The sequence below is a fragment of the Niallia taxi genome, assembly GCF_032818155.1.
GTDB lineage: Bacteria > Bacillota > Bacilli > Bacillales > Cytobacillaceae > Niallia > Niallia taxi_A.
The window spans coordinates 145,158-168,759 of the sequence record NZ_CP102589.1 but is presented as its reverse complement, the minus strand read 5'-3'; the positions used below and the strand labels follow the sequence as shown (position 1 = coordinate 168,759).

Sequence of the window (23,602 nt, the reverse complement as noted above, 5' to 3'; positions counted from 1 at the left end):
TGCACCGTTTCATTAAGCATATACTATGAAATTGGTTTCATATCAATAAATAATGGTCAAAAATACAGTTATTCTAAAAAATAAAAAAACTCCGCCATATTCATGCGGAGTTTTCTTTATATGAGAGAGAAATGGTTTAGATGCTGCTGTTACCATCATTTTTATTGATTTTAGATTCATCCATTTTTGCATCTAATTTCCCTAGTCTTTTTGCTGCGAAATCTTTACCGCCAAGACCAAATGCTAGTCCGAAGGCAAGTGCCAATCCACCGAGGATAAGAACAAAGGCAGATGTGACGATAGACGATGCAACCCCTAGTTGATCTAAAGCCATAAAGATTGTTATTGCAATAATAGCGTATTTTGCAATTGACGGCAGAAGTCTGAACGCTGGTCCGTGAAGCAAGCCGCCAAGTGTGTTTTTGACAAGAACTCCTAACCATAAGCCAACACCAATAATCACTACAGCTGCAATGACTTGCGGCAAGTATGCTACTACAGCAGTTGATAATGTTACTAAGAATTCAAGGCCGAGCAGATTTAATGCTTGGACTGCTAGTAAAAAGACAACTAATATTTGAGCGATTGAACCAATAAGGTTGGCAATGCTTGTTGTAGGAGCGATTCCCATTTTATGAACATAGTTGTCAAGACCCAGGCCTGATAGCAATGATGTCACCATTTGTTTAATCCATTTACCAATCCAAACACCTAGAAGTACAAGGAAAATGGCAACTGCAATATTCGGGATCATTGTTAAAACATCATTAAGCATATTAATTGCTGGTTGTGAGATTCCTTCAATATCTAATTTTTCCAACGCAGAAATAACGACAGGAATCATGATGAAAATGAAAATTACATTTCCAATAATAGAAGCAAGCGATGTATTTTCAAATAGCTTCGTTAATCCGAAGCGGTTCGCCAATGATTCTAAGCCAATGCTCTGTAAGAAGCTTGTAACAATTGTGCGGACAATCTTTGCTGCAAACCAGCCGACTAAAATGATTACTGCTGCTGCAAGAAGCTTAGGCAAGAACGCTAGTATGTTTTGAAGCATATTAGCAAACGGCTCAGAAACTCCATATAGGTTAAGAGCACCTAATACTGCAGGCAAGAAAAGAAGCAGCACAAGGTAAAAAGCAATATTAGCTACCTTGTCCATTAAGTTAGGCTGTTGTTGATTATTGTCTAATAATTTCCATTTATTTAGCTTTTCATGTACTTTCAATGTGTTGCCTGATTTTTTGATTAAGAATTTTAAGCCTGAAGCGACTAGCCATGCAACCAATAAAATAATTGCAGCTTTTAAGATATTTGGGATTGCCCCAAAAATAGATGAAAGCATGGATACTAGTGGTGATGTGATGACAGTAAGATTCAGGATGTTAAAGAATAAACTGAATACATATACGAGTAAAATAAAGTAGATAATCTTACTAATTATTTTTTCGGAAGAGTATTTCCTTGAAGCTCCTTCAGGAAATATTTTGTCATCTAATTTTGTTTTCTGAAGTCCTTTATAAATTGCTTTTTCAATAATTTTCGCGATAATCCAACCGAGGATTAATACGACTACTGCCAAAAGAAAATCTGGCAATCTGTCTAAATAGTTGTTCCATCCATTCCAATTTCCACTGTTATTTATCATATTATTCCTCCTTGTCTTGACTTATTGTCCTTATTACCCGCCAAGAAAAAGAATAAACGCAAAGATTTTTATGATGGAATAGAGGAGGAGGTGAAATATAGGAGCATATCAGTATCTTGCTGAGTATTTTTCACCATAAAAAAAAGCGGAGGTTCTCCGCATAGTTCTCCGTTTATAGGCCATCTTTTTCAAATTGATATATATCTTCATTACTGCCGATGACAATTAGTGTATCGCCTTTTAAAATCTTCTCCTCAGCAGCAGGAGAGACTATTGTATCCCCTTTTCGCTGGATTCCAATAATGGTACAGCCGTAATTTGCCCGGATATTTAACTCAAGAAGTGATCGCTGATGCACTTTGTCTGAGGCTGCCAGCTCTACAATACCGTGTTTGTCCGATAGCTCAATATAATCAATCATTTTTTCTGATATTACATGATGGGCAATCCTTTTTGCCATATCCCGTTCTGGATGAATAACCTTGTCTGCACCAATTTTCTCTAACACTCTTTTATGGTAGACATCGGCGGCCTTTACCCATACCTGCTTCATTCCCATTTCTTTCAAAATAAGTGTTGTAAGCACACTTGACTCAATATCGTCACCTAATGCCACAAAGGCATGATCCATGTTGCGGATACCAAGCTGTGTGAGTGTGGCTTCACTCATGGTGTTGACTTGTACACAGTGTGTTGCAAACGGGCGGTATTTTTCGACTCTTTCCAAGGATTGGTCTATTGCCAACACCTCTGTACCTGCATCAAAAAATTCCTTGACGAGACTTCCGCCGAAATTGCCGAGACCGATAACTACAAATTGTTTTTTCACAAAGGTTCCTCCACGCTTCGAGATTTATGGATTTAATTCTAACACAATGTTATATCTTTCCAAAATTAAGGACAAGAAGTTAGAAATTCCTGCAATTATGGGTATAGGGTAAAAAAAGGAGGGTTTATCTCAATATGAAATACAAAAATGCCCTTTTTATCTATAATGGAAATGCAGGGAAAAAGGAAATAGACGTACAGCTTCAAAGCTGTTTACATGTGTTTGCGAAGGAAATTGATCATTTGCAGGTATTTAAGACAAAAGGACCAAATCATGCTGCTGAGATTTGCGAGAAATATGGAGAACAGACAGAACTTGTTATTGTACTTGGTGGAGATGGAACTATCCACGAATGTGTCAACGGTTTAGCTGGCTTACAAAAAAGGCCGGTGCTTGCCATTCTCCCTGGAGGGACATGCAATGATTTCAGTCGTACATTAGGTATACAGCAAAACCTGCAAAGGGCGGCTGAAGAGTTAGTTTTATACGGAGTTGAGGAGCCTGTAGATATTATTCAGACAGACTCTGCTTTTTTCCTGAATTTTTGGGGGATAGGTCTTGTAGCTGAAACATCAAACAATATTAGAGAAGAAGAAAAAAACATCCTTGGCAGGGCCAGCTATTTACTGAGTGCCATCAGAACTATTCAAAATACCGAGCCGAAAGAGCTTGTCATGAATATAGATGGAAAGGAAATAAGAGAAAAGGCTGTTTTGGCAATGGTTGTGAACGGCAAGTTTATTGGTGGAAAACAACTTCCATTCTCAACAATATCCTATAATGACGGTTTAGTAGATGTTTTTATTGTTAAAAATACCAATCTACAGTTGTTAAAGGAGCTTAATGATCTCCGTAAAATAGATTTTGAAACGGATGAAGAGCTTAAAGAAGAGGTACTGTATATGAGTGGAAAACATATTAAAATAAGCTCTGAACATTTTGTTGATGTCGATATGGACGGAGAGGTGTACACAAAAACACCAAGCGAGCTGAAGGTGCTCCCAAGTCATATAAAAATGCTTCGACCTGATTTTTAAATAAATGAAATAAGGCATCCATTAATGGATGCCTTATTTCTTATTGGTAGAAGCCTGCTTTTTATTCTGATAAGTATGCTGTTAACATCCATAGATGTTTTTCGATTTTTTCTGTTAATCCAATTGCAAGGTCATGTGTTACTGTATCTCCAAGCTCGTCTGCGTGCTCAGCTAAAGATCTTAGTTGTGTATTAATTTGGCTATAGTCCTCTACAAGAGATCGCACCATTTCAGTTGCAGATAATTTTTCCGTACTTTCTGCCAGTGTCGAAGTCTCCAAAAATTCTTTCAAAGTAGAAACTGGTTTTCCGCCAATTGCAAGTAAGCGTTCAGCAATTTCATCCACTACATCTGCTGCCTCATCGTAAAGCTCCTCAAATTTCTCATGTAATGTAAAGAAGAAAGGTCCTTTAACATACCAGTGATGCTGATGAAGTTTTGTGTAAAGTACGCTCCAGTTTGCTACTTGTACATTCAATTCTTTTTGTAATTCTACTTTAGTTTGTAATCCCATTATTATTAGCTCCCTTCGGTTGTTTATATTTTAATTATAACAAGTTTTAATTTAAAATCAATACTTATTTATAATTATTTTAATTTAGTTTTTATTTTAATTTGTTGATAATTATTTCTACTTCTATCATATACAGGAAAGTTATGGAAGACTAGTAAGTAGCTCAAATGTTCATAAATCTTTCAAATATCTTCGTTATTTTCTGCAACTGTTAGAAAACTATACCCTGATAACAGTCGTACTTAAACAATCAAAAAGTGGAAGAGACAAAACAAAAGATAACCTTTCTAAACACGAATAATAAAATTACATCTAAATTTGAAGCTTGTGACTATATAATTAGTTCGTTTCATTTCGTCCTCTATATCCCTTAGTAATGGAATGTCCTTCGCTCCATTCCACTAAGCATTTTAATTATAGTATTAAAACTAAGAACGAAAAAAAAACGAGTTATTTAATCGAAGGTTGATTAAATAACTCGTTTTTTATGATATTCACCTATTTATGTCCCATTCTCTTATTAAACAGCAAGACGGGAAGAAAACATATAAGTACGATGATGGTAACGAATGCTGAAGATGAGTCCCATTGCCATCATGTTTGTCATTAGTGAGCTACCTCCATAACTGATAAAAGGCAATGGAATTCCTGTAATGGGAAGAAGCTGTATTGTCATTCCAACGTTTTCGAATACGTGGAAAGCTATCATGCTGATAACACCTACACATATATAAATGCTATAAGGATCATTTGATATAAAGGCAGTTCGAGTCAAATGATAGATGAGAAGGAAATAAAGAATAATAATAATGCTTCCGCCAATAAAGCCGTATTCTTCCCCAATAATGGTGAATACAAAATCTGTATGCCTTTCAGGTATATAAACTTCGATATTACCAAGACCTTTTCCAGAAATAAGGCCTGACCCAATTGCCTGCAGGGACCAAACGAGTTGAAGGCCTGAATCTCCAGATTCAACAGGATCGAGCCATGAATCGATTCTTTTAAATTGATAGTCTTCGATGTGTAAGTATTTAAGCAGAAAATCTCTGCCGTATATGGCTAAATATAAAATAAGGGACCCAAGTGAGAGGGCAGTTCCGTATATTGGGATGATAATTTTCCAAGTGATTCCTGATACAAGGATCATTCCTGCAAGAATTGCCATAAGTACTAAAGTAGTTCCTAAATCCTGAACAATAACAAGGGCAATTGGAATTCCTCCAGCTAATGCCATTTTGCACAAAAGGATAAAGTCTGTTTTGAATGTTGTGTAGATTGTCTTTTCGTGGTGGTCATGCATTACCTTTGACAAAGCCATAATAGTGAATACCTTCATATACTCTGATGGCTGGATACTGCCAATACCTGGAATTACATACCAGCTTTGAGCTCCATTTCTTTGTGGTGTAAAATCAGTAATTGGGGCAAATACTAATCCGACAAGAAGTGCGATACCTACCCCATATAAAATCCAAGTCAGTTTTCTAAATTGTTCATTGTCAAAGTATGTGAGAACAGCAATGGCGATGGCTCCAATTCCATACCACATAATCTGTGTAGGTAAGTATGCTTTGTTGGCACTATAAATAGATACACAGCTTGTCAAACAAAAGAGCATGATTAGCAGACATAGGGTCCAATCGAATCTATCTGAAAATTGGTTACTTCTTCCTCGCATAAGATAACTCCTTATATAACTAAAAAATGAAGTGCTATTACTTAGACGGATAGTTTTGAAAAATAGTTTCCATTTTTTGATAATATCGAAAAAGTTTTAGATTTTACTTAAGTAGAAGGGAAAAAAGAAAAACGCTGCATTAGAACAAATTCATCGAATTCTAATACAACGTTTTTGTGTTTACATAAGATGCTTGAGGAAGGCACTTGCAATACCGAAATAAATAAACAAAGAAAAAATATCATTTAATGTAGTAATAAGTGGACCTGATGCTACAGCTGGATCAATCTTAAAGCGATATAAAATCAACGGAATAATTGTACCGGACAGTGTTCCGATAATAAGTGTAAAGAAAAGGGAGCATCCAACAACAAATCCTAAGACAGGGCTTCCTTGCCATACATATGCTATTAATGTAATGATTATGCCACATGTTGCGCCAATTATAAGGCCGACAAGTAATTCTCTAAAAATTACCTTTGTAACAATCCGCTTATTAATCGTATTAGAAATTAATCCACGTACAATCACTGCGAGTGATTGTGTTCCAGTATTACCGGTCATTCCGGAAATCATCGGCATGAAAAAGGATAATGCCACTGCTTTACTGAGAATATCCTCATAAGAACTGATAATGCTGCCTGACACTATGCCGATAAACAGGAGCAAAATAAGCCATGGCAGTCTGCGGTATGCTGCAATATGTGCTTTCGTATCAAAGTCTATATCCTTACCACCAGCAGATAATTTTTGAATATCTTCATCGGCCTCTTGAATAACAACGTCAATGATATCATCGACAGTTATAATTCCCATCAGCATATTTTCTTCATCGACGACAGGGATGGCTAAAAAGTCATACTTTTGAATAATATGAGCAACCTGCTCCTGGTCCTCCGCAACAGAAACACTGATGACCCGCTCATACATAATGTCCATGATTTTATCCTGCGGTTCAGCAATTAATAAGTCTCGATAGGAAACAACGCCAACCAATTGTCTTTTTTGATTGATAACATAAAGGTAGCTTAATGTTTCTGCGAAATCAGCAAAGCTTTTCAGTTTATCAACTGCTTCCCTTGTTGTGTAATAGTCGCGTATCCATACAAAACGGTTTGTCATCATGCGACCGGCTGTTTCATCCGGATAATTCATCAAGTTTTGGACGATGATAGACTCTTCTTTTTTCATGCCGGAAAGCAATTGCTCAGTTGTTTCTGGTGAAAGCTCATTAAGAAGTGACGCAAGGTCATCATTGTCCATTAAATCAAGAACCTTACCAGTTTTTTCAACGCCAAGCTTATTTAATATATCAAGCTGCTCTTCCTTATTAATCTCTTCGAGCAGGTTTGCTAATAAATCTGTGTTAAGAAAAAGGAGAAAGCGGGTCCTATGCTTATCGGGGAGTGTTTCGTAAATTTGCGCAATATCATAGGGCTGAAGCTCGTCTATAATAGTCTCAAACTCTGCCTTTTTGTTTTCTTTCAGTGTTTTAATGATGTGAAGTGTGATTTGATTAACTGACATATTTTGTATCATACTTCCCACTCCTTTCCGCCGAAGTCATAGTTGTTTAATACCCTGTACTATTATATGAAATAAACACCAAGAATGAAATGGATATTTTTATAACGCACTGCTGTAAAAAGTATGTTAAGTTTTCTGACAATTAACTTGCCGTCAAATGAGATTCGGTTAATATTATCTTATAAATATTAATTTAATTATGTTACTTTCGTATATCCTTAATAATTGGTTTAAGGGTCTCTACTTAGAAACCGTAAATTTCTAGCTACGAAAAAACAAGCTTTATATGCTTGTTTTTTCGTAGCTTTTTATGTTTAAAAGGGGGAATGGGACAATGTCCACAATACTAATTCAAAATGCGCAAATCGTTACAATGAATGCAGAAGAGACAATAATTAATGGGGATATCTTAATTGAAAATGACCGTATTAAGGAAATCGGTCAAGGACTTAATGCTGCTAGTGCAGATAAAATTATTGATGCAGCAAATCACACAGTAATACCAGGATTTGTACAAACACATATTCATTTATGTCAGACCTTATTCAGAGGCAAAGGAGATGATTTAGAGCTGATGGATTGGCTTCGCAAAAGAATTTGGCCACTAGAGGCGGCTCATGATCAGGAGTCCATCTATTATTCGGCAATGCTTGGCATTGGCGAGCTGGTAGAAAGTGGTACAACGACAATCGTTGATATGGAAACCGTTCATCATGCAGATTTTGCTTTTCAGGCTATTGCCGAAAGCGGAATTAGGGCTGTTTCTGGAAAAGTAATGATGGATAAGGGAAGTGAAGTGCCAGCAGCTCTTCAGGAAAAAACAGCAGATTCTATCCAGCAGAGTGTTGATTTACTAGAGAAGTGGGATCAGTTTGATGACGGTAGAATACAATATGCCTTTTCCCCAAGGTTTGTCGTGTCTTGTACAGAGGAGCTTTTAAAGGAAGTTAAGGTGCTTTCCGATAAATATAAGGCATTTGTTCATACACATGCCTCTGAGAATAAAACGGAGATTGAAATCGTCCAACAAGAAACAGGGATGAGGAATGTCGTCTATCTCGACCACTTGGGTCTTGCGAATGATCGCCTTATTTTAGCTCATTGCATTTGGTTGGATGAAGAAGAAAAAAGAATCATAAAAGAGAAAGGTGTTCATGTAAGTCATTGCCCTGGTTCAAATTTAAAGCTTGCTTCAGGCATTGCAGAAACGCCGCATTTATTGCATAATCATGCCTCTGTCAGTCTTGGGGCAGATGGTGCTCCCTGCAATAATAACCTCGATATGTTCAACGAAATGAGATTGGCTGCATTAATACAAAAGCCCATCCACGGACCAACAGCCATGGATGCAAGAACAGTATTTCGGATGGCAACAATCGGCGGAGCAAAAGCAGTTGGACTAGAAACGGAAATTGGCAGTATAGAGGTTGGTAAAAAAGCTGATATCGCCATTTTAAACTTACAGAACTTCCATACGTATCCTTCCTATGATGTTGATCCAGTTTCAAGAATTGTCTATTCAGCAACAAGAGCTGACGTTGTTACAACCATTATTAATGGCCGAATCATCATGGAAAACAAGATTATGCGAACAATTGATAAACAAATTATATTAAAAGAAGCAGACACTAGTATTAGAAGATTACTTAAAAAGACAAATATCGTGTAGGGGGTTATGCTAATATAGAATACTTTAAAGTTTTTACAAAGAAACAGTATATAACTCTTCGTCTTTGGCATATTGTCAAAGATCTAAAACCGTCTTAAAAAGGAGGCGGTTTTTTTTATGAAGATTACAACCATATGTCATTTTTTATATTGTTCCGATAATTATATAAAACACTGCAGATAACTTGTATAATGTAATGGAAAATGGCATCTGTTTGTATCTTTCTTCTTATATTTGGAAAGCATACAGGAGAAATAATAGCTGCGAATTTGTTTACATAAGGGCTAAATATCATTTAGGAGCTATTTTAATTTGTTTTTGATAAACTGAAGTGGATAAAAAGTATCTATTTATTTATTGCTTAAAGTGTTTAGGGGGTACTTTATGAAAAAAGGCAATCATGATATCCGGGATGTAGTGTATATCCATTTGCATGAAAAGGAACGGTTTGTTCTCTCATATGGGATTGAATTTTATGAATTTTATCATTTTTTAGCTCAATCAATTTCGTCTATCTTACTATTGAAGCATCAGTTTGATGATGGTGAATTACATACACATACAATGTTCGATTATGTTCCCGAACAGAAATTAGCGAAGCTCGCTAAAGAGGATGTTTATGGCTATGGAGATTTTGCGTGGATTGATTTTGAAGAAACGGAGGCGTTAGATGTTCTTCATGGACAGACAATTGCAGAGCTCCTCTTTCTTGCTCATAAAAGAGATCACTTGAAGGCTCCTTTTTATCAGCATCTCAACAATCAATTTGTATATCTGGCCCATGATGATGGCTGGTTTAATAAGACATATTACAAAAATCTTCCTATGTTTTATTCTTTTTTCGGTGAGGTAATAAGTCAGAAATTAAACCGTCTAAAAGCAGACAAAACACTGTTCGGAGTCAAGAAAAAACGCATCTTCACACCGTTAAGTCAACAAGGAGTATTATTGTTGAAGGAGATGATGAAGGAAGGAATGGTACTTTCCATTCAAAAGGCAAGTCAAAACAGGATGCGCATTGAAATACCTATCTGGGTTATCGGCGACTTTGCGAATATGGACGACATGTATGAGGAATACGAGAAAAGAAGCAAACAAGGCAATGTGGACGGAAAGCTTGTTTATGATAAAAGGACGAAGGAATGGGAAGTAATCATTAATTAAAAAGACAGGTGAGCAGTTTGAATAGGAATATTTCAGAAGCCTTTCCGCAAAAGCTTGTCAAAATGGTGTTTAAAGAAAGGCCCAACCGCTTTATTCTTCATTGTCTATATAAGGAATCAATAGAAGTTGTTCATTTAGCTGATCCGGGCAGATTGAAGGAATTATTACTAAAAGATACAGCAGTATATGTGCTTCCAAGCACAAACCCTAATAGGAAAACGAAGTGGACTGCTGTTCTTGTCGAGCATGAAGGAATTTTTGTTTCTATAAATACTACATACCCGAATAAGCTTATTGAAAGGGTGTTGAAAAATTTTGCACTTCCAGAGTTGTCTTCATACGAATGGAAGAAATCAGAGTTTGTTTATGGGCATTCAAGATGGGACTTCATGTTGGAGGATGAGAGAGGCAAGGGGCTTCTGTTAGAGGTGAAAAGCGTCACACTTGCACATGGCAGAATTGGAATGTTTCCAGATGCAGTCACGGCAAGGGGAGCAAAGCATGTACAAGAGCTTGCGTCCATTGCGAAGCAGGGAGAGTGGCAAACAGCAATTCTATTTGTTGTGCAGCGGGAGGATGTCGACCTGGTTACATCTGCAGCGCATATTGATCCGTTTTTTGCACAATGCTTGGAGCAAGCAGAAAAGGCTGGCGTAAAGCTGATGGCATATACTTGTGATATGTCCTTAGAGGGCATTCAGCTTTCCCGGCCAATTCCCGTCCAGCTTGATAAAAAAATGCTTGATATTAGCTAACGTGAACGTTCGAATTAGTGTATAATCAACGTTGATGAAAAATGAAAAAGATAGAGAATGGTGCTTGTTGTTTGTAAAGCAAGCTTAAAAGGGAAGCTGGTGGAAATCCAGCGCGGTCCCGCCACTGTAAATGACTGCTTTTTTAGCATATATGCCACTGTAATTGTATGGGAAGGCGCAAATAAGCAATAGTCATGAGTCAGGAGACCTGCCATTCATCTATGCACCTTAAAATGCCTACGAGGATAGGATGGTGTGGAGCGCGATTTTTATAATGAAGGTCCTTCCCGGAGTCTGTCCAAAAAAGGAAACATGAGCTCTCACACTTTTTTTATGCATTATGCTATTGATAAGTGTGTTTTTTTATGTGTTCAAAAGGACTGACTCCTTTTTATTTTTCCGAACATGAAAGGGAGGAAGAGAGATGAGAAAGTACTATTCATTATTTTGCGGTGCATTACTTGCGTGCTTAGTTTTAGCTGGGTGTGGACAAGCTTCTGACAATGAAAATAATGACCAGAAAAAATCAGAACAGACAGAGGCGGCTTTCCCTGTCACTATTAAGGACGCAGCCAATCAAGAGGTTGTTATTGATGACAAGCCAGAAAAGATCGTGTCATTAATACCAAGTAATACAGAGGTAGCTTTTGCACTTGGAGTAGGTGATGAGGTAGTTGGTGTTTCTGAAAGTGATGACTACCCTAAAGAAACAACAGATATTGAAAAAGTAGCAGGTATGGAGCTAAATGTGGAGAAAACTATTTCATTAGATCCTGATTTAGTTCTTGCACATGAGTCTGTAGCTGGTACATGGGCAGATGGATTACAACAGATAAGAGATGCTGGAATAGATGTGCTTGTTGTTAATGATGCGTCTGATTTTGATGGTGTTTACGAAAGCATTGAGATGATTGGTGAAGCAGTTGGGGAGGAAGCGAAAGCAGAAGAAGTGGTTGAAGGTATGAAGGATGATATCGCTTCTATTAAAGATAAGGCTGCAAGCATCCCTGCTAAAGACAAAAAGGATGTTTATGTAGAGGTTAGTCCTGCACCTGATGCATTTACAACAGGAAAAGATACATTCATGCAAGAAATGATTGATACAATCAATGCAACGAATGTTATTAAGGAAACTGGCTGGGTTCAGGTTGACCAGGAAGCGGTCATTGAGGCAGATCCAGATGTAGTTATTACAACATATGGCAGCATTTCACCAGATCCTGTTGGGCAAGTAACGAAGCGAGATGGCTGGGAAAATGTAACGGCAGTAAAGGACAAGCAAATAGTAGAAGTAGATGAAGACCTTGTTTCCCGTTCAGGCCCAAGGCTTGCACAAGGAATACAGGAATTTGCGAAGGCAGTATATCCGGATGTTTTTAAATAATAGAAAAGCGGCTTATTTATTGGCCGCTTTTTTTCTCATCATCGCACTTTTTCTAGGGATTTCAGTTGGAACCGTTTCAGTGCCCTTTTTGACCATTGTCAAAATCTTCGCCAACTTAATCAGTCCAACAGAAATATTTGATGTAGACAAAATGCAGGCAAATATTGTTTATAATATCCGCCTTCCACGTGTTATTCTTTCTGGGCTTGTCGGTGCAAGTCTTGCTATTGCAGGATGCTCTTTTCAAGGTTTGTTGCGAAATCCGTTAGCAGATCCTTATACATTAGGTGTATCTTCAGGCGCTTCGGTTGGAGCTGTTGCAACATTGTTCTTTCATATTTCAATCCCCGTTTTGGGCGGGTACACGTTGCCTGTACTAAGTATCCTGTCTGCTTTTATAACGATATTATGTGTTTTATTGTTCGCAAGAAGACTTGACCCTGCAATGAAGGTAGAAACGATTATACTGACAGGTATTATCTTTAGTTCGTTTCTAGCTGCATTCATCTCGCTTTTCATTGCATTAACTGGTGATGAGCTAAGACAGATTATTGGCTGGCTGCTCGGAAGTGTGTCGATGAGAGGCTGGGTCTATATTCAAATGTTTCTTCCTTTTTTTGTTGTCGGCTGTCTGCTTTTGCTGCTGCAAGGAAAGGAACTCAATATACTGGCGTTCGGAGAAGAGCGCGCACAGCATTTAGGCGTACAAGTAAGGTTTAGAAAGATATTAATCCTGCTTGCTGGAAGTATGCTGACTGGAGCTGCTGTTGCAGTGTCAGGGACAATTGGCTTTGTTGGTCTTGTTATTCCTCATTTAATCAGGCTTCTGACTGGGCCTGATCATCGTCATGTGCTGCCGCTGTCTATTATTGTTGGGAGTGGTTTTCTAATTCTCGCTGATTTGCTGGCAAGATCAATCATTTCACCTGCTGAGCTGCCAATTGGTGTCATTACTGCACTTGCAGGTGCACCTGTATTTGCTGTATTGCTATTAAATCATAGAAGGAAAGGGAGGTAGAACGATGCTTGAAGCAAAAGGACTTTCCTTTCATTACGGAAAGAAGAAGGTGCTAGAGAATATCACTTTTTCTGTACAAAAGGGGGAGATGCTTGGCATTCTTGGTCCAAATGGTAGTGGGAAAACAACATTATTTAAACTGATAAGTGGTATCCTCGAACCGGATTCTGGTGATTTATTCATTAAAGAGAGGAAGCTTACACAATATAAACAAAAAGAACTTGCGAGAATCATTTCTACTCTTTCTCAACAAACAATAGAGACCTTTTCTTATACTGTAAAAGAAATAGTATCAATGGGCAGATATGCTCACCAAATAGGCTGGATACAGGGGTTAACTGTAGAGGATAAAGCCATTATCAGTAGAGCAATGGAACAGACGGGTATAAGTCATTACAGTGATTCCTTGATAGGAGAGCTTTCAGGAGGAGAAAAGCAGCGTGTGTATTTAGCACAATGCTTGGCACAGGAGCCGGAGATTCTTCTTCTTGACGAACCTACTAATCATCTAGATCTATCCTTTCAAAAAGAACTGCTCGATACTTTGAAAATGTGGAGCAGGGATAAAGGACTGACTATCGTCTGTATTTTTCATGATTTGAATTTAGCTAGCTTGTACTGTGACAGGCTTTTGCTGCTCCATCACAATCAGATAGAATCAGATGCTAATCCTCGGGAAGTTCTGCAAGAGAATACAATAAAAAAGGTATATAAAACAGATGTAATGAGAACCTTACATCCGCAAGTCCCTGCTGCTCAGCTAGTTATTTCTCCTGAATCAGCTGAAAAATCAGGGCAAGAAGTAATCGGTGAAGAACATTTGCACATATCCCATGACTACATATCTATTACCACTAACTTTCCACTGAAAACACTGTCTTCTGGTGTGACAGGAGCTGGAGTCGGCTGGCATAAATACTTTGTTAATCGACATGTAAATAAAGACTATCATTGTGATGATTATAAGGCGGAAATGAATAGTTATCTTGAGAACAATGGTTTTCTGCCGAGTGAGACGGTAGGAATGATGACTGCAGTTGAGCTTGAAGATGCTGCGTATGGAAGCTATCAAGCAGGTGCTTCCTCTGTTTTTATTGTTGTCACTGCAAGTGTAGGACATGCGGTGGATGCAGCTTTGAGTGAGCAGCATCCCTCGTACATTTTACCTGGAACAATCAATCTGTGGATTTTTATTAATGGCGAGCTTTCTGAACAAGCATTTCTGCAATGTGCGATGACAGCGACAGAGGCGAAGACAAGTGTTCTTCGTAACAGACAAGTTGCTGATCCTCTTACAGGAACTACAGCGACAGGTACTCCAACAGACAGCTTACTTATTGCAGCTACCCAAAGTGGAGAGCATCATGAGTTTGCGGGCACAATCACTTCTTTAGGCAAAGTAGTTGCTAAAGGTGTTTATGAATGTTTAACAGAGGCTTTGGATAGAAGGGAAAGCAGCATAAAAGCTAGAGAAGAGGGATGAAATGAAGATTTATACGAAAACAGGTGATAAAGGCAAGACGAGCATTATTGGCGGAAGAATTGCCAAGGATGACATCAGAGTCGAAGCGTATGGCACAGTGGATGAAGCAAATTGCTTTGTCGGACAAGCAATATCCTTGCTGGAGCATGAGACCTTTTTAGATGTAAGGGAAGACTTGGAGAAAATCCAACATGAATTATTTGATTGTGGTGGAGATTTAGCAAGCATAATAAAAGATAGGCAATTAAAATTGTCTGAGGAAGCTATTACTTTTTTAGAAAAGCGTATAGATATGTTAACGGAAGAAGCGCCGCCGCTTGAACGATTTATTTTACCTGGGGGAACAAACGCTGCTGCAGCCATCCATATTGCCAGAACAGTAACGAGACGGGCAGAAAGATGTGTAGTTACTTTAATGAGAGAAGACGAGAACGTTCCTGATTTGCCATTAAAATACTTAAACCGTTTATCTGATTATTTCTTTGCATTAGCTCGAGTCGTGAACTTTCGCAGTGGGGTGCGTGATATTGAATATGTGAGAAGCGCAAAGGTTTTTCATGTAGATAAAGCAATTCGAGGAGAAAAAGGTCCTGATAATTAAGGTTCATTTAGCTTATAGAATTGAACGTTAATTTTTGGAGAATATGCCTAAAAAAAAATGTGTGAATAAGCTGCATTTCCTCGCCTCTGAACATAAATTATTACAAATCGTGTAGAAACTTTACAAATTGATAAAAAGCCTAATGCTAGTCCATGATTCCTCTTTTGAAGATAAAGTTCTAGTGGTAGAATAACAAGTGTGTGTCTTTAAAATATGGAGGTACGAATGATGAAGAAAAAAATCGGTTTATTATACGGTGGAAAATCCGCTGAACATAAAGTTAGTATGCAAACAGCCTTGGCGGTTATAAAAGCCTTGGATACAGATAAATTTGATATTCATCCTATATACATAACGGAGACGGGTGAATGGATTAAAGGAAATCAGCTAACAGGACCTGTAGAAACAGTGAAAGAATTAGAGTTTAAAAGACAGGATGGCCATTCTGCGACAGTACTTTCTCCTGATTTGTTCCAAACAAATGACAGCTCTTTGGATGTAATCTTCCCATTGCTGCATGGACCAAATGGAGAAGATGGGACTGTTCAAGGTTTGCTTGAGCTTTTGAATCTTCCTTATGTAGGTAATGGTGTACTTGCATCATCAGCTGGTATGGATAAGGTTGTCATGAAAAATATTTTTGAAGTAGCTGGATTGAACCAGGTGAAATATACATCCTTCATCAGAAGTGAATGGCAAGGCGCTAAGGAAGCTGCATACGCTAAAGTAGAAGAGAATCTTGGTTACCCATGCTTTGTTAAACCTGCTAACTTAGGATCAAGTGTAGGTATAAGCAAATGTACATCTCGCGCAGAGTTGGATGCTGCATTTGAAGAGGCCTTCCAATTCGACCGCAAAATCATTGTGGAAGAAGGCGTCATCGCAAGAGAAATTGAAGTAGGTGTCCTTGGCAATGACTATCCAGAAGTAACGGTTGCTGGAGAAATTCTGCCAAAAACAGATTTCTATGACTATAAAGCAAAATATGAGGACGGAAATACAGGCCTAATTATCCCTGCAGAGGTTTCAGAGCAAGAATATGCAGCTATAAAGGAAGACGCAATAAAAGCATTTAAAGCTTTAGATTGTTCTGGTCTTGTGCGTGCTGACTTCTTCTTAACGAGTGCAGGAGAGGTGTATATTAACGAAGTAAACACAATGCCTGGGTTTACACCGTTCAGTATGTTCCCGCTATTATGGAAGCATACAGATGTAGAATATGCAGCACTTATTGAAAAGCTTGTAGATTTGGCTTTGGAACGACACCAAGAAAAACAAAGCATTAAATATACTTTTTAATGGGTATAGGCATATTTGAGATAAAATGAGCCAACTCTTAAAAAAAGAGGCATCTCTTAATTGCCTCTTTTTTTTGGCAATATAAATAAAAAGAGTTAAAGCGTACATAAATGAAGGAGGAGACTGCTATGATTCGGCGCTCTTTACAACAAGCAGCACATATGATTGGACCAGATGCGACTTTGAGTTCAAGTGATATCGGAGAAATTGTCATTAACGGGGTGACGATTGACTCAAGGAAGATACAAAAAGGCAATCTTTTCATTCCTTTTAAAGGAGATAAGACAGACGGGCACCAATATGTGGAGGCTGCAATTCAAAACGGAGCAGCTGCAGCGTTTTGGCAAAAGGATGTTCCAAATCCGCCTAAGCATTTGCCGCTAATTTTTGTAAGTGACCCACTTGTTAGCATCCAGCAGCTTGCGAAAAGTTACCGACATGAATTGGATATAAAGGTTGTCGGCATAACAGGAAGTAATGGAAAGACATCCACAAAGGATATTACGACAAATCTGTTGTCACTGAAATATAAAGTCCAGAAAACAGAAGGAAATTATAATAATCATTTAGGTCTTCCGTTGACTGTTTTGAGTTTAGAGGATGATACAGATATTGCTGTGTTGGAAATGGGAATGAGCGGCAGGGGAGAGATTGATTTTTTAACAAGGCTGGCTGAGCCTGATGTTGTTGCCATCACAAATATCGGAGAATCCCATTTGCAGGACCTTGGTTCAAGGGAAGGCATTGCAGAAGCAAAAATGGAGATACTTAACGGATTAAAAGAAGGCGGCAGAATTGTTTATTTTGGCGATGAACCATTATTAAGCAAAATCCCAAGCTTGAAGAAGGCTGATTCGGAAAGCTGTTCCTTTGGTTTAGAAGATACTAACAGCCTGTTTCCATTTGATATTGTGGAAAGCAGTACTGGCAGCGAATTTAAAATCAACACTAGTGAGCAGGAGTTTAGTCTGCCGATATTAGGTAAACACAATATTCTGAACGCACTGGCAGGTATGCTAGTGGCAGATTATTTTGGTATCAGCTATGAGCAAATGAATGAAGGCTTTGAGAATCTTAAGCTGACTAATATGAGAATGGAGCTTGTGGAAGGGAAGGGCGGTTTGAAAATTATCAATGATGCCTATAATGCCAGTCCTACCAGCATGAGAGCTGCTATTAATGTGCTGCAAAGCTTACCAGGATTTAAATCTAAGGTGCTTGTTCTTGGAGACATGCTAGAATTGGGTCCAGATGAAGCAATCTTCCATTACAGTATTGGTGAGGCGATAGATGCTGCTGCCATTGATTATGTATTTACATTTGGAAAATTGGGTGAGCATATTGCTGAAGGAGCAAAAACAGTACTTGCTGAAAATAGAGTCCGCTCTTTCTTAGACAAAAGTGAACTTATTAACGAACTGGAAAAGGTTGTTGATGCAGACACGGCGGTTCTTGTAAAAGCTTCAAGAGGAATGAGGCTGGAGGAAGTCGTAAAGGCTCTCCAATAATCATGAAGTTTTCGGTCTAATGGACATCAAAGGGAACGAGGAATCTTTCTGATTCTGGTTCCCTTTTTTTGAGTTAATAGCATGATTAGGTTAGGAAGTGTAATTTTTAGTTTAATAGTGTAAAATGTAAACAAAAACTATTGGTGGTGTTAACATTGACTGCTTGTTTATGTATACACGGATTTACTGGAGCTCCAAAAGAGGTGGAGCCGCTGGCTGAGTACCTGCGAGAACATACGGATTGGGAATGTGCCATGCCAGTGTTACCAGGTCACGGTGAACTTTTGCAATTAAAAGGGGTCTCCTTTAATGAGTGGATTCACTGCGCCGAAAGGGCATTGGAGGAATTGTTAGAAAGACATGAGGAAGTCTATGTGATTGGCTTTTCAATGGGAGGAATGATTGCAAGCTATTTAGCTGCTCGTTATCCTGTCAAAAAACTTGTGCTGTTGAGCGCTGCAGCCTTTTATATTAATCCTAAACAATTAAGGGCAGATATAATCAATATGTGTAGAGATCTTTGTAACGGAAAATTGTTTGAAAATGAATTGTTTAACCGTTATTCCTATAAAATCAAAACAACGCCTCTTTCTGCCACTATTCAGTTTAGAAAACTTGTACGACATATTAAGCCGCTTCTGGAAAGTGTCACAATTCCAACCTTTATTGCACAAGGAGACTGCGATGGTATAGTGCCTCTAAAAAGCGCTGATTACTTATATCAAACAATTAAAGCAAAAAAGAAAGAAATTGTTTATATGAAGAATTCTAAGCATTTAATCTGCCATTGTGAGGATAATAAAGCTCTTTTTTCACAAATATTAAATTTTTTATCTTAATGAAGTTGTTTTATTCTGTATCTTAAGTATGTTTACTGCAGGAAAAAATGATAGGATTAATATCCTATTTTTTTACTGGTTTCAATAAAAATATGCTGCTGCAGCTGTTAACAGCAAGCCTTGAGGAGGGTTTTAAAACCGAGACAGAAACTTGGCTTTTGAACTTCCACATTATTGCAAACCGATATTGTAAGTGATAAGATTATTTTTAAAAGCATTATGAAAAAAGGTTAAATGGATATACTGAAAAAGGCACAATGATTATATAGAATAAAAAGCAGTCAAATAGAGAGAAATTATCCAGCTTGACGTTCCTTGTTTTGCTCACTTTATATACGGGAAATGTTCGCATATTGTGTTCAAAATTTCTCTGTCTTTGGCTGACTTTTCAGTTGTAGCTAGCTATAAAAATTTATAGAGTCATTTGAAATATTTCTCCTATTTAAATTGGTTGAACAGTATCTCATAACTTGAGAAAAAAAGCATATAGCCTCGGAGTTTCTCCTTATTAATTTCAAGTGATGATTATAATCCACAAAAACTTATGCATTCATGAAAATAATATACGTAGTTTAGTGTAATTCATTAACTGTTTGGGGAAAAAACGGATAAAGTGGAGGGTCAAACCATTTATATATGTTTCATTGATGGGGAAAATGGGGTACATACAATGGTTATTAATGGGATAGACCATTATACCGTGGATATTTTTAATGACTAGAAGGAGTTTGAATATATTGGTTAAGTTTCAAGATTTAGGGATCAGTTCTGCGACGATGAAATCATTAAATAGAATGGGGTTTGAGGAAGCAACTCCTATTCAAGCTGAAACAATTCCTTTGAGCCTTCAAAACAAGGACTTGATTGGTCAGGCGCAAACTGGTACAGGAAAAACAGCAGCTTTCGGTGTGCCGTTAGTGGATAAAGTGGATATAAGCAGTGACGTCGTACAAGGGATTATCATTGCGCCAACAAGAGAATTAGCAATTCAAGTATCGGAAGAACTGTATAAAATCGGTTTCGGGAAGCGTACGAGAGTATTGTCTATTTTCGGTGGTCAAGACATCAATCGTCAAATCCGTGCACTTAAGAAGAACCCGCATATTATTGTAGGTACTCCAGGCCGAATACTTGATCATATCAACAGAAAAACACTTCGATTAGATAATGTGTCAACTGTTATTTTAGATGAAGCAGATGAAATGCTGAATATGGGATTCATTGATGATATAGAATCAATTCTTTCTAAGATTCCGGAAGAAAGACAAACATTATTATTCTCTGCTACAATGCCTCCGCAAATCAGAAGAATGGCAGAACGCTTCATGAAGGAGCCACAGGTTGTTAAAGTAAAAGCAAAAGAAATGACAACTCCGCTTATTGAACAATTTTATGTAGAGACACAGGAAAAAACTAAGTTTGACATTCTAACAAGATTATTGGATATACAATCCCCTGAATTGGCAATCATTTTCGGCCGCACAAAACGCCGTGTTGATGAGCTGTCTGAAGCTTTGAACCTGCGCGGTTATACAGCAGAAGGCATTCATGGTGATTTGAGCCAAGCGAAGCGTATGTCTGTTTTGCGCAAATTTAAAGAAGGTACAATCGATGTTCTTGTAGCTACTGATGTTGCTGCCCGTGGTTTGGATATTTCTGGAGTTACGCATGTTTACAACTTTGATATCCCTCAAGACCCAGAAAGTTATGTTCACCGTATCGGAAGAACAGGAAGAGCTGGTAAAGAAGGGATGGCAATTACCTTTATCACATACCGCGAAAGATCATATCTTCAAGTTGTCGAAAAAGTGACAAATAAAAAGATGGAGAAATTGATCCCGCCTACTGTTGATCAAGCAATTGAAGGTCAACAAAAAGCTGTAATGGAAAAAATCATGAACATTATTGATGAAAATAATCTTGATTCTTATAAGTCCACAGCAGACGAATTATTAAAACAGAAGGATGCTTCTACTGTTGTAGCTGCTGTCTTGAAAATGCTGACAAAAGAGCCGGATACAACTCCTGTCAGATTGACTGAAGAAAAGCCGCTTCCACAAAGACGCGACCGTAAGTTTAATGATCGTAACAACAGCGGTGGAGGATATAAAGGCAAGAAGAGCTATAGTAACTCAGGTTCTAATTCTAATTCCCGCCAAAGACAAGGTTACAGTAATAAAAGATCAGGTCAATCCAGCAGCAGTTATTCCAAATCCAACTCATATAGATAATAGAATCCCCCCTATGAAGGCTTTTCATAGGGGTTTTTTATGTTTTTTCTGGTGCATACTAAGTAAAAGGCTTATGAGGAAGGATGTTAGCCAATTGACTATATTTAAATTAGGATATGTGGCGATGAGTCAAAATCTGCAAAATGCATCTCCGTCCCAAACGATGACATATAAACAATTCTCTCAAATTGCAAATAGGGAGGCTGCTATCCGAAAGCTTGAAAGAATTTCTATAAGTAATTTGGAAAATTGCTTAAGGCTTTTAAAGCATAATGCAGGTAATAATATTCATTTCTTCCGTTTCAGCTCTAAGTTAATTCCCTTAGCGAACCATCCGGAGCTTCAGGGCTGGAACTTTATGCGTCCGTTAAAGGAAAATTTATTGGTGTTGGGAGAGTGGGTGAAAAAACATTCCATGCGGGTAGATTTTCATCCAGATCACTTTGTTGTTTTGAACAATGCGAATGCAGATATTTTGAAAGCCTCTCTTAAAACCCTGTCTGTTCATGAGCGGCTGCTTAAGGGGATGAAAATTGATACAGAACACAGATGTGTGCTACATGTGGGAGGAGCGCATGACGATAAGGAAGGAGCTCTTGAGCAGTTTATTACCAACTGGGGATTTGTTCCTGAAAAGCTGCAAAAAATGATTATCCTTGAAAATGATGATACTACCTTTACTGTCAATGACACTCTGTATTTATGTGAAAAACTAGGAGTACCGTTTGTATTTGATTTACATCATCATTTTGCTAATAACGAGGACAATCAATGGGAGGAGCAATGGCCAAGGATGACTGCTACTTGGGAGAATTCTCCGCTGCCGCTTAAGATGCATATTTCGAGTCCGCGCTCCGAAACAGAATTTCGGGCACATGCTGAATATATAGATGTTGATATGTTTATGCGGTTTTTGGAGACTGTAAATGGTACACTGCCGGAAATTCATTGCATGATAGAAGCAAAAGCGAAGGACAATGCCCTTTTTCAGTTAGCAAAAGACCTCCAAAAAACAGGGAGGGCGGAATTTAGTGACCAATCAACCTTTACCTTAAGGTAAGGGTATAGTACTGGTTACATAAGAAAAAGGGCAATGCATTTATAGTTAACGGAAAAGGCCAATTAAAGCAAGTGCTATAATAATTGCCCAAATCGTCAGCGTCTTTGCTGGCGGTTTTCTGTTTGAACGAATTCTTCCCCTCAATTGCAGAAACTCTTCCTTATAGGAAGGGATGATTTTTTTCCCCTTTGCTTCTAGCAGGCTTCCTGCTGCGACTCCGAATAAGAAGCCAAATAGATGGGCGCCAATGTTGATATTGGGCTGGATAAAGGTCATAATCAAGCTCAATGCAGCAATTGTTCCGATTACTTGTGAATTATTCCTTGATATAATATCCTTGCGGAATACAATTAAAGCAATATAGTAGCCGAACATGCCGAAAATGCTGCCGCTTGCCCCGAGATGGGAAAAGGTGAGCGGTTCTGTTACAAGAGTGGCGATATTAGCCAGGACACCTGTGAACAAATATACTGCCAGAAACTTCGGTTTACCGAGGGCTCGCTCTAGGGCTGGTCCAAAAAGAAAGATACTGAAGCTATTAAATAAAAAATGGGAAAAGCCGGTATGAAGAAAGATCGGTGTAATCAGTCTCCACCATTCACCTTGCACAATATAGAGATTCACACCTACCATTGATTCCATAATAAGCTGATTTGGCAAAACAGGTAGAAATGTTGCTAAGTATACAAGCAAGTTAACCAGCAGGATAAGAGACACAATAGGATAGAAAGTAATATACTCTTTAAAGCTTTCTCTTCTTGTAAACAATAAAAAACCTCCTTTTTACTTAGTTTCATAATAGCTAATGGCCAGGGTAAGATACAAATAATTTATGCAAGAAAAAAGAATTTAGAAGGATGTGTACTAATGATAAAGGGGATAGGGATAGATATAGTGGAATTAAACAGAATAGGGGAGCTTCTCGAACGGAAGCCGCACTTTGCTGACAGAATTTTAACAGAACGGGAATTGGAAAAATATGAAAAACTGCAAAGGAAAAGAAAGCTAGAGTTTTTGGCTGGAAGATTTGCGGCAAAGGAGGCTTTTTCAAAAGCAGTTGGAACGGGGATTGGCAAAGGGCTTAGCTTTCTAGATATAGAAGTTGGACAAGATGAGAAAGGTAAGCCTTATATAAACAAGCCTTATGCGGACGGTGTTCACCTTTCTATTACACATAGCAGTAATTATGCATTTGCCCAAGTGGTGATAGAAGAATAAAAAATGAAGAGCTTGTTTCTGTTGGTAAGCATAATCCCTTAGGTTGTCTCATATATTCATAGAGCAATAGGAGACAAGTTCAGCAATCTTAGGCTTGTTTTCCTTAATCGATGAAATGAGAATAAGGGAGTTGA

Annotated in this window: 20 protein-coding genes and 2 riboswitches; of the genes, 14 read left to right on the top strand and 6 right to left on the bottom strand. The window is 38.0% G+C overall.

The annotated features are described in order from the left end of the window. Positions 1 to 136: 136 nt before the first annotated feature. Complete coding sequence (locus tag NQZ71_RS00820; protein WP_144457365.1) at positions 137 to 1,651, bottom strand: mechanosensitive ion channel; 1,515 nt, start codon at positions 1,649 to 1,651, stop codon at positions 137 to 139. 172 nt (positions 1,652 to 1,823) lie between these two features. Beyond that, positions 1,824 to 2,480, bottom strand: coding sequence for a potassium channel family protein (locus tag NQZ71_RS00815; protein ID WP_144457363.1), 657 nt, complete (start codon positions 2,478 to 2,480; stop codon positions 1,824 to 1,826). A gap of 134 nt (positions 2,481 to 2,614) precedes the next feature. Here NQZ71_RS00815 and NQZ71_RS00810 point away from each other — a divergent pair, with 134 nt between their 5' ends. Further along, the gene (locus tag NQZ71_RS00810; RefSeq protein WP_260054774.1) at positions 2,615 to 3,517 is read left to right on the top strand and encodes a YegS/Rv2252/BmrU family lipid kinase; all 903 of its coding nucleotides are present in this window, start codon (positions 2,615 to 2,617) and stop codon (positions 3,515 to 3,517) included. 61 nt (positions 3,518 to 3,578) lie between these two features. On the opposite strand, the gene NQZ71_RS00805 is transcribed toward NQZ71_RS00810, so the two are convergent. The 3 genes from NQZ71_RS00805 to mgtE form a co-directional block, all read right to left on the bottom strand. Then, the gene (locus NQZ71_RS00805; protein WP_144457359.1) at positions 3,579 to 4,031 is read right to left on the bottom strand and encodes a Dps family protein; all 453 of its coding nucleotides are present in this window, start codon (positions 4,029 to 4,031) and stop codon (positions 3,579 to 3,581) included. Positions 4,032 to 4,551: 520 nt separating this feature from the next. Next, positions 4,552 to 5,712 (bottom strand): FtsW/RodA/SpoVE family cell cycle protein, encoded by a 1,161-nt coding sequence (locus tag NQZ71_RS00800; protein ID WP_144457357.1) that lies wholly within the window; start codon positions 5,710 to 5,712, stop codon positions 4,552 to 4,554. Positions 5,713 to 5,892: 180 nt separating this feature from the next. Then, a complete protein-coding gene (mgtE, locus tag NQZ71_RS00795) occupies positions 5,893 to 7,251 on the bottom strand; it encodes a magnesium transporter (RefSeq protein WP_144457355.1) in 1,359 nt (452 codons plus the stop codon). Positions 7,252 to 7,427: 176 nt separating this feature from the next. Continuing rightward, a riboswitch (purine riboswitch) is annotated at positions 7,428 to 7,527 on the top strand. Between the two features lie 46 nt (positions 7,528 to 7,573). Between mgtE and NQZ71_RS00790 the strand changes: the two genes are divergently transcribed. The 12 genes from NQZ71_RS00790 to uvsE all read left to right on the top strand — a co-directional run bounded on the left by NQZ71_RS00790 (position 7,574) and on the right by uvsE (position 22,250). After that, entirely contained in the window at positions 7,574 to 8,908 is a 1,335-nt protein-coding gene (locus NQZ71_RS00790) for a 5'-deoxyadenosine deaminase (protein ID WP_144457353.1), read from the top strand. Positions 8,909 to 9,292: 384 nt separating this feature from the next. Beyond that, positions 9,293 to 10,072 carry a hypothetical protein gene (locus NQZ71_RS00785; RefSeq protein ID WP_260054775.1) on the top strand — a complete coding sequence of 260 codons (780 nt, stop codon included), beginning with the start codon at positions 9,293 to 9,295 and terminating at the stop codon, positions 10,070 to 10,072. Positions 10,073 to 10,080: 8 nt separating this feature from the next. Continuing rightward, positions 10,081 to 10,827 carry a DNA/RNA nuclease SfsA gene (gene sfsA, locus NQZ71_RS00780; RefSeq protein ID WP_394374118.1) on the top strand — a complete coding sequence of 249 codons (747 nt, stop codon included), beginning with the start codon at positions 10,081 to 10,083 and terminating at the stop codon, positions 10,825 to 10,827. 42 nt (positions 10,828 to 10,869) lie between these two features. After that, positions 10,870 to 11,057, top strand: a riboswitch (cobalamin riboswitch). Positions 11,058 to 11,251: 194 nt separating this feature from the next. Further along, entirely contained in the window at positions 11,252 to 12,211 is a 960-nt protein-coding gene (locus NQZ71_RS00775; protein ID WP_144457349.1) for an ABC transporter substrate-binding protein, read from the top strand. Continuing rightward, positions 12,177 to 13,229, top strand: a complete 1,053-nt coding sequence (locus NQZ71_RS00770; RefSeq protein WP_394374117.1) for a FecCD family ABC transporter permease — start codon at positions 12,177 to 12,179, stop codon at positions 13,227 to 13,229. The genes NQZ71_RS00775 and NQZ71_RS00770 overlap by 35 nt, the downstream gene beginning before the upstream one ends. 4 nt (positions 13,230 to 13,233) lie before the next feature. Continuing rightward, entirely contained in the window at positions 13,234 to 14,712 is a 1,479-nt protein-coding gene (locus NQZ71_RS00765) for an adenosylcobinamide amidohydrolase (protein WP_317011189.1), read from the top strand. A gap of 1 nt (position 14,713) precedes the next feature. Next, positions 14,714 to 15,313 carry a cob(I)yrinic acid a,c-diamide adenosyltransferase gene (locus NQZ71_RS00760; RefSeq protein WP_317011188.1) on the top strand — a complete coding sequence of 200 codons (600 nt, stop codon included), beginning with the start codon at positions 14,714 to 14,716 and terminating at the stop codon, positions 15,311 to 15,313. Positions 15,314 to 15,541: 228 nt separating this feature from the next. Next, positions 15,542 to 16,612, top strand: a complete 1,071-nt coding sequence (locus NQZ71_RS00755; protein ID WP_260054792.1) for a D-alanine--D-alanine ligase — start codon at positions 15,542 to 15,544, stop codon at positions 16,610 to 16,612. A gap of 128 nt (positions 16,613 to 16,740) precedes the next feature. Next, complete coding sequence (locus NQZ71_RS00750) at positions 16,741 to 18,120, top strand: UDP-N-acetylmuramoyl-tripeptide--D-alanyl-D-alanine ligase (protein ID WP_317011187.1); 1,380 nt, start codon at positions 16,741 to 16,743, stop codon at positions 18,118 to 18,120. Positions 18,121 to 18,266: 146 nt separating this feature from the next. After that, positions 18,267 to 18,959 carry an alpha/beta hydrolase gene (locus NQZ71_RS00745; protein ID WP_317011186.1) on the top strand — a complete coding sequence of 231 codons (693 nt, stop codon included), beginning with the start codon at positions 18,267 to 18,269 and terminating at the stop codon, positions 18,957 to 18,959. A 737-nt stretch (positions 18,960 to 19,696) separates the two neighbouring features. After that, a complete protein-coding gene (locus NQZ71_RS00740; RefSeq protein ID WP_317011185.1) occupies positions 19,697 to 21,190 on the top strand; it encodes a degradosome RNA helicase CshA in 1,494 nt (497 codons plus the stop codon). 94 nt (positions 21,191 to 21,284) lie between these two features. Further along, positions 21,285 to 22,250, top strand: coding sequence for a UV DNA damage repair endonuclease UvsE (uvsE, locus tag NQZ71_RS00735; RefSeq protein WP_275009625.1), 966 nt, complete (start codon positions 21,285 to 21,287; stop codon positions 22,248 to 22,250). Between the two features lie 45 nt (positions 22,251 to 22,295). On the opposite strand, the gene NQZ71_RS00730 is transcribed toward uvsE, so the two are convergent. Continuing rightward, the gene (locus NQZ71_RS00730; RefSeq protein ID WP_144457334.1) at positions 22,296 to 23,018 is read right to left on the bottom strand and encodes a rhomboid family intramembrane serine protease; all 723 of its coding nucleotides are present in this window, start codon (positions 23,016 to 23,018) and stop codon (positions 22,296 to 22,298) included. A gap of 99 nt (positions 23,019 to 23,117) precedes the next feature. On the opposite strand from NQZ71_RS00730, the gene acpS reads away from it, so the two are divergent. Then, a complete protein-coding gene (gene acpS, locus NQZ71_RS00725; RefSeq protein WP_127740838.1) occupies positions 23,118 to 23,468 on the top strand; it encodes a holo-ACP synthase in 351 nt (116 codons plus the stop codon). The last annotated feature ends 134 nt before the right edge of the window (positions 23,469 to 23,602 follow it).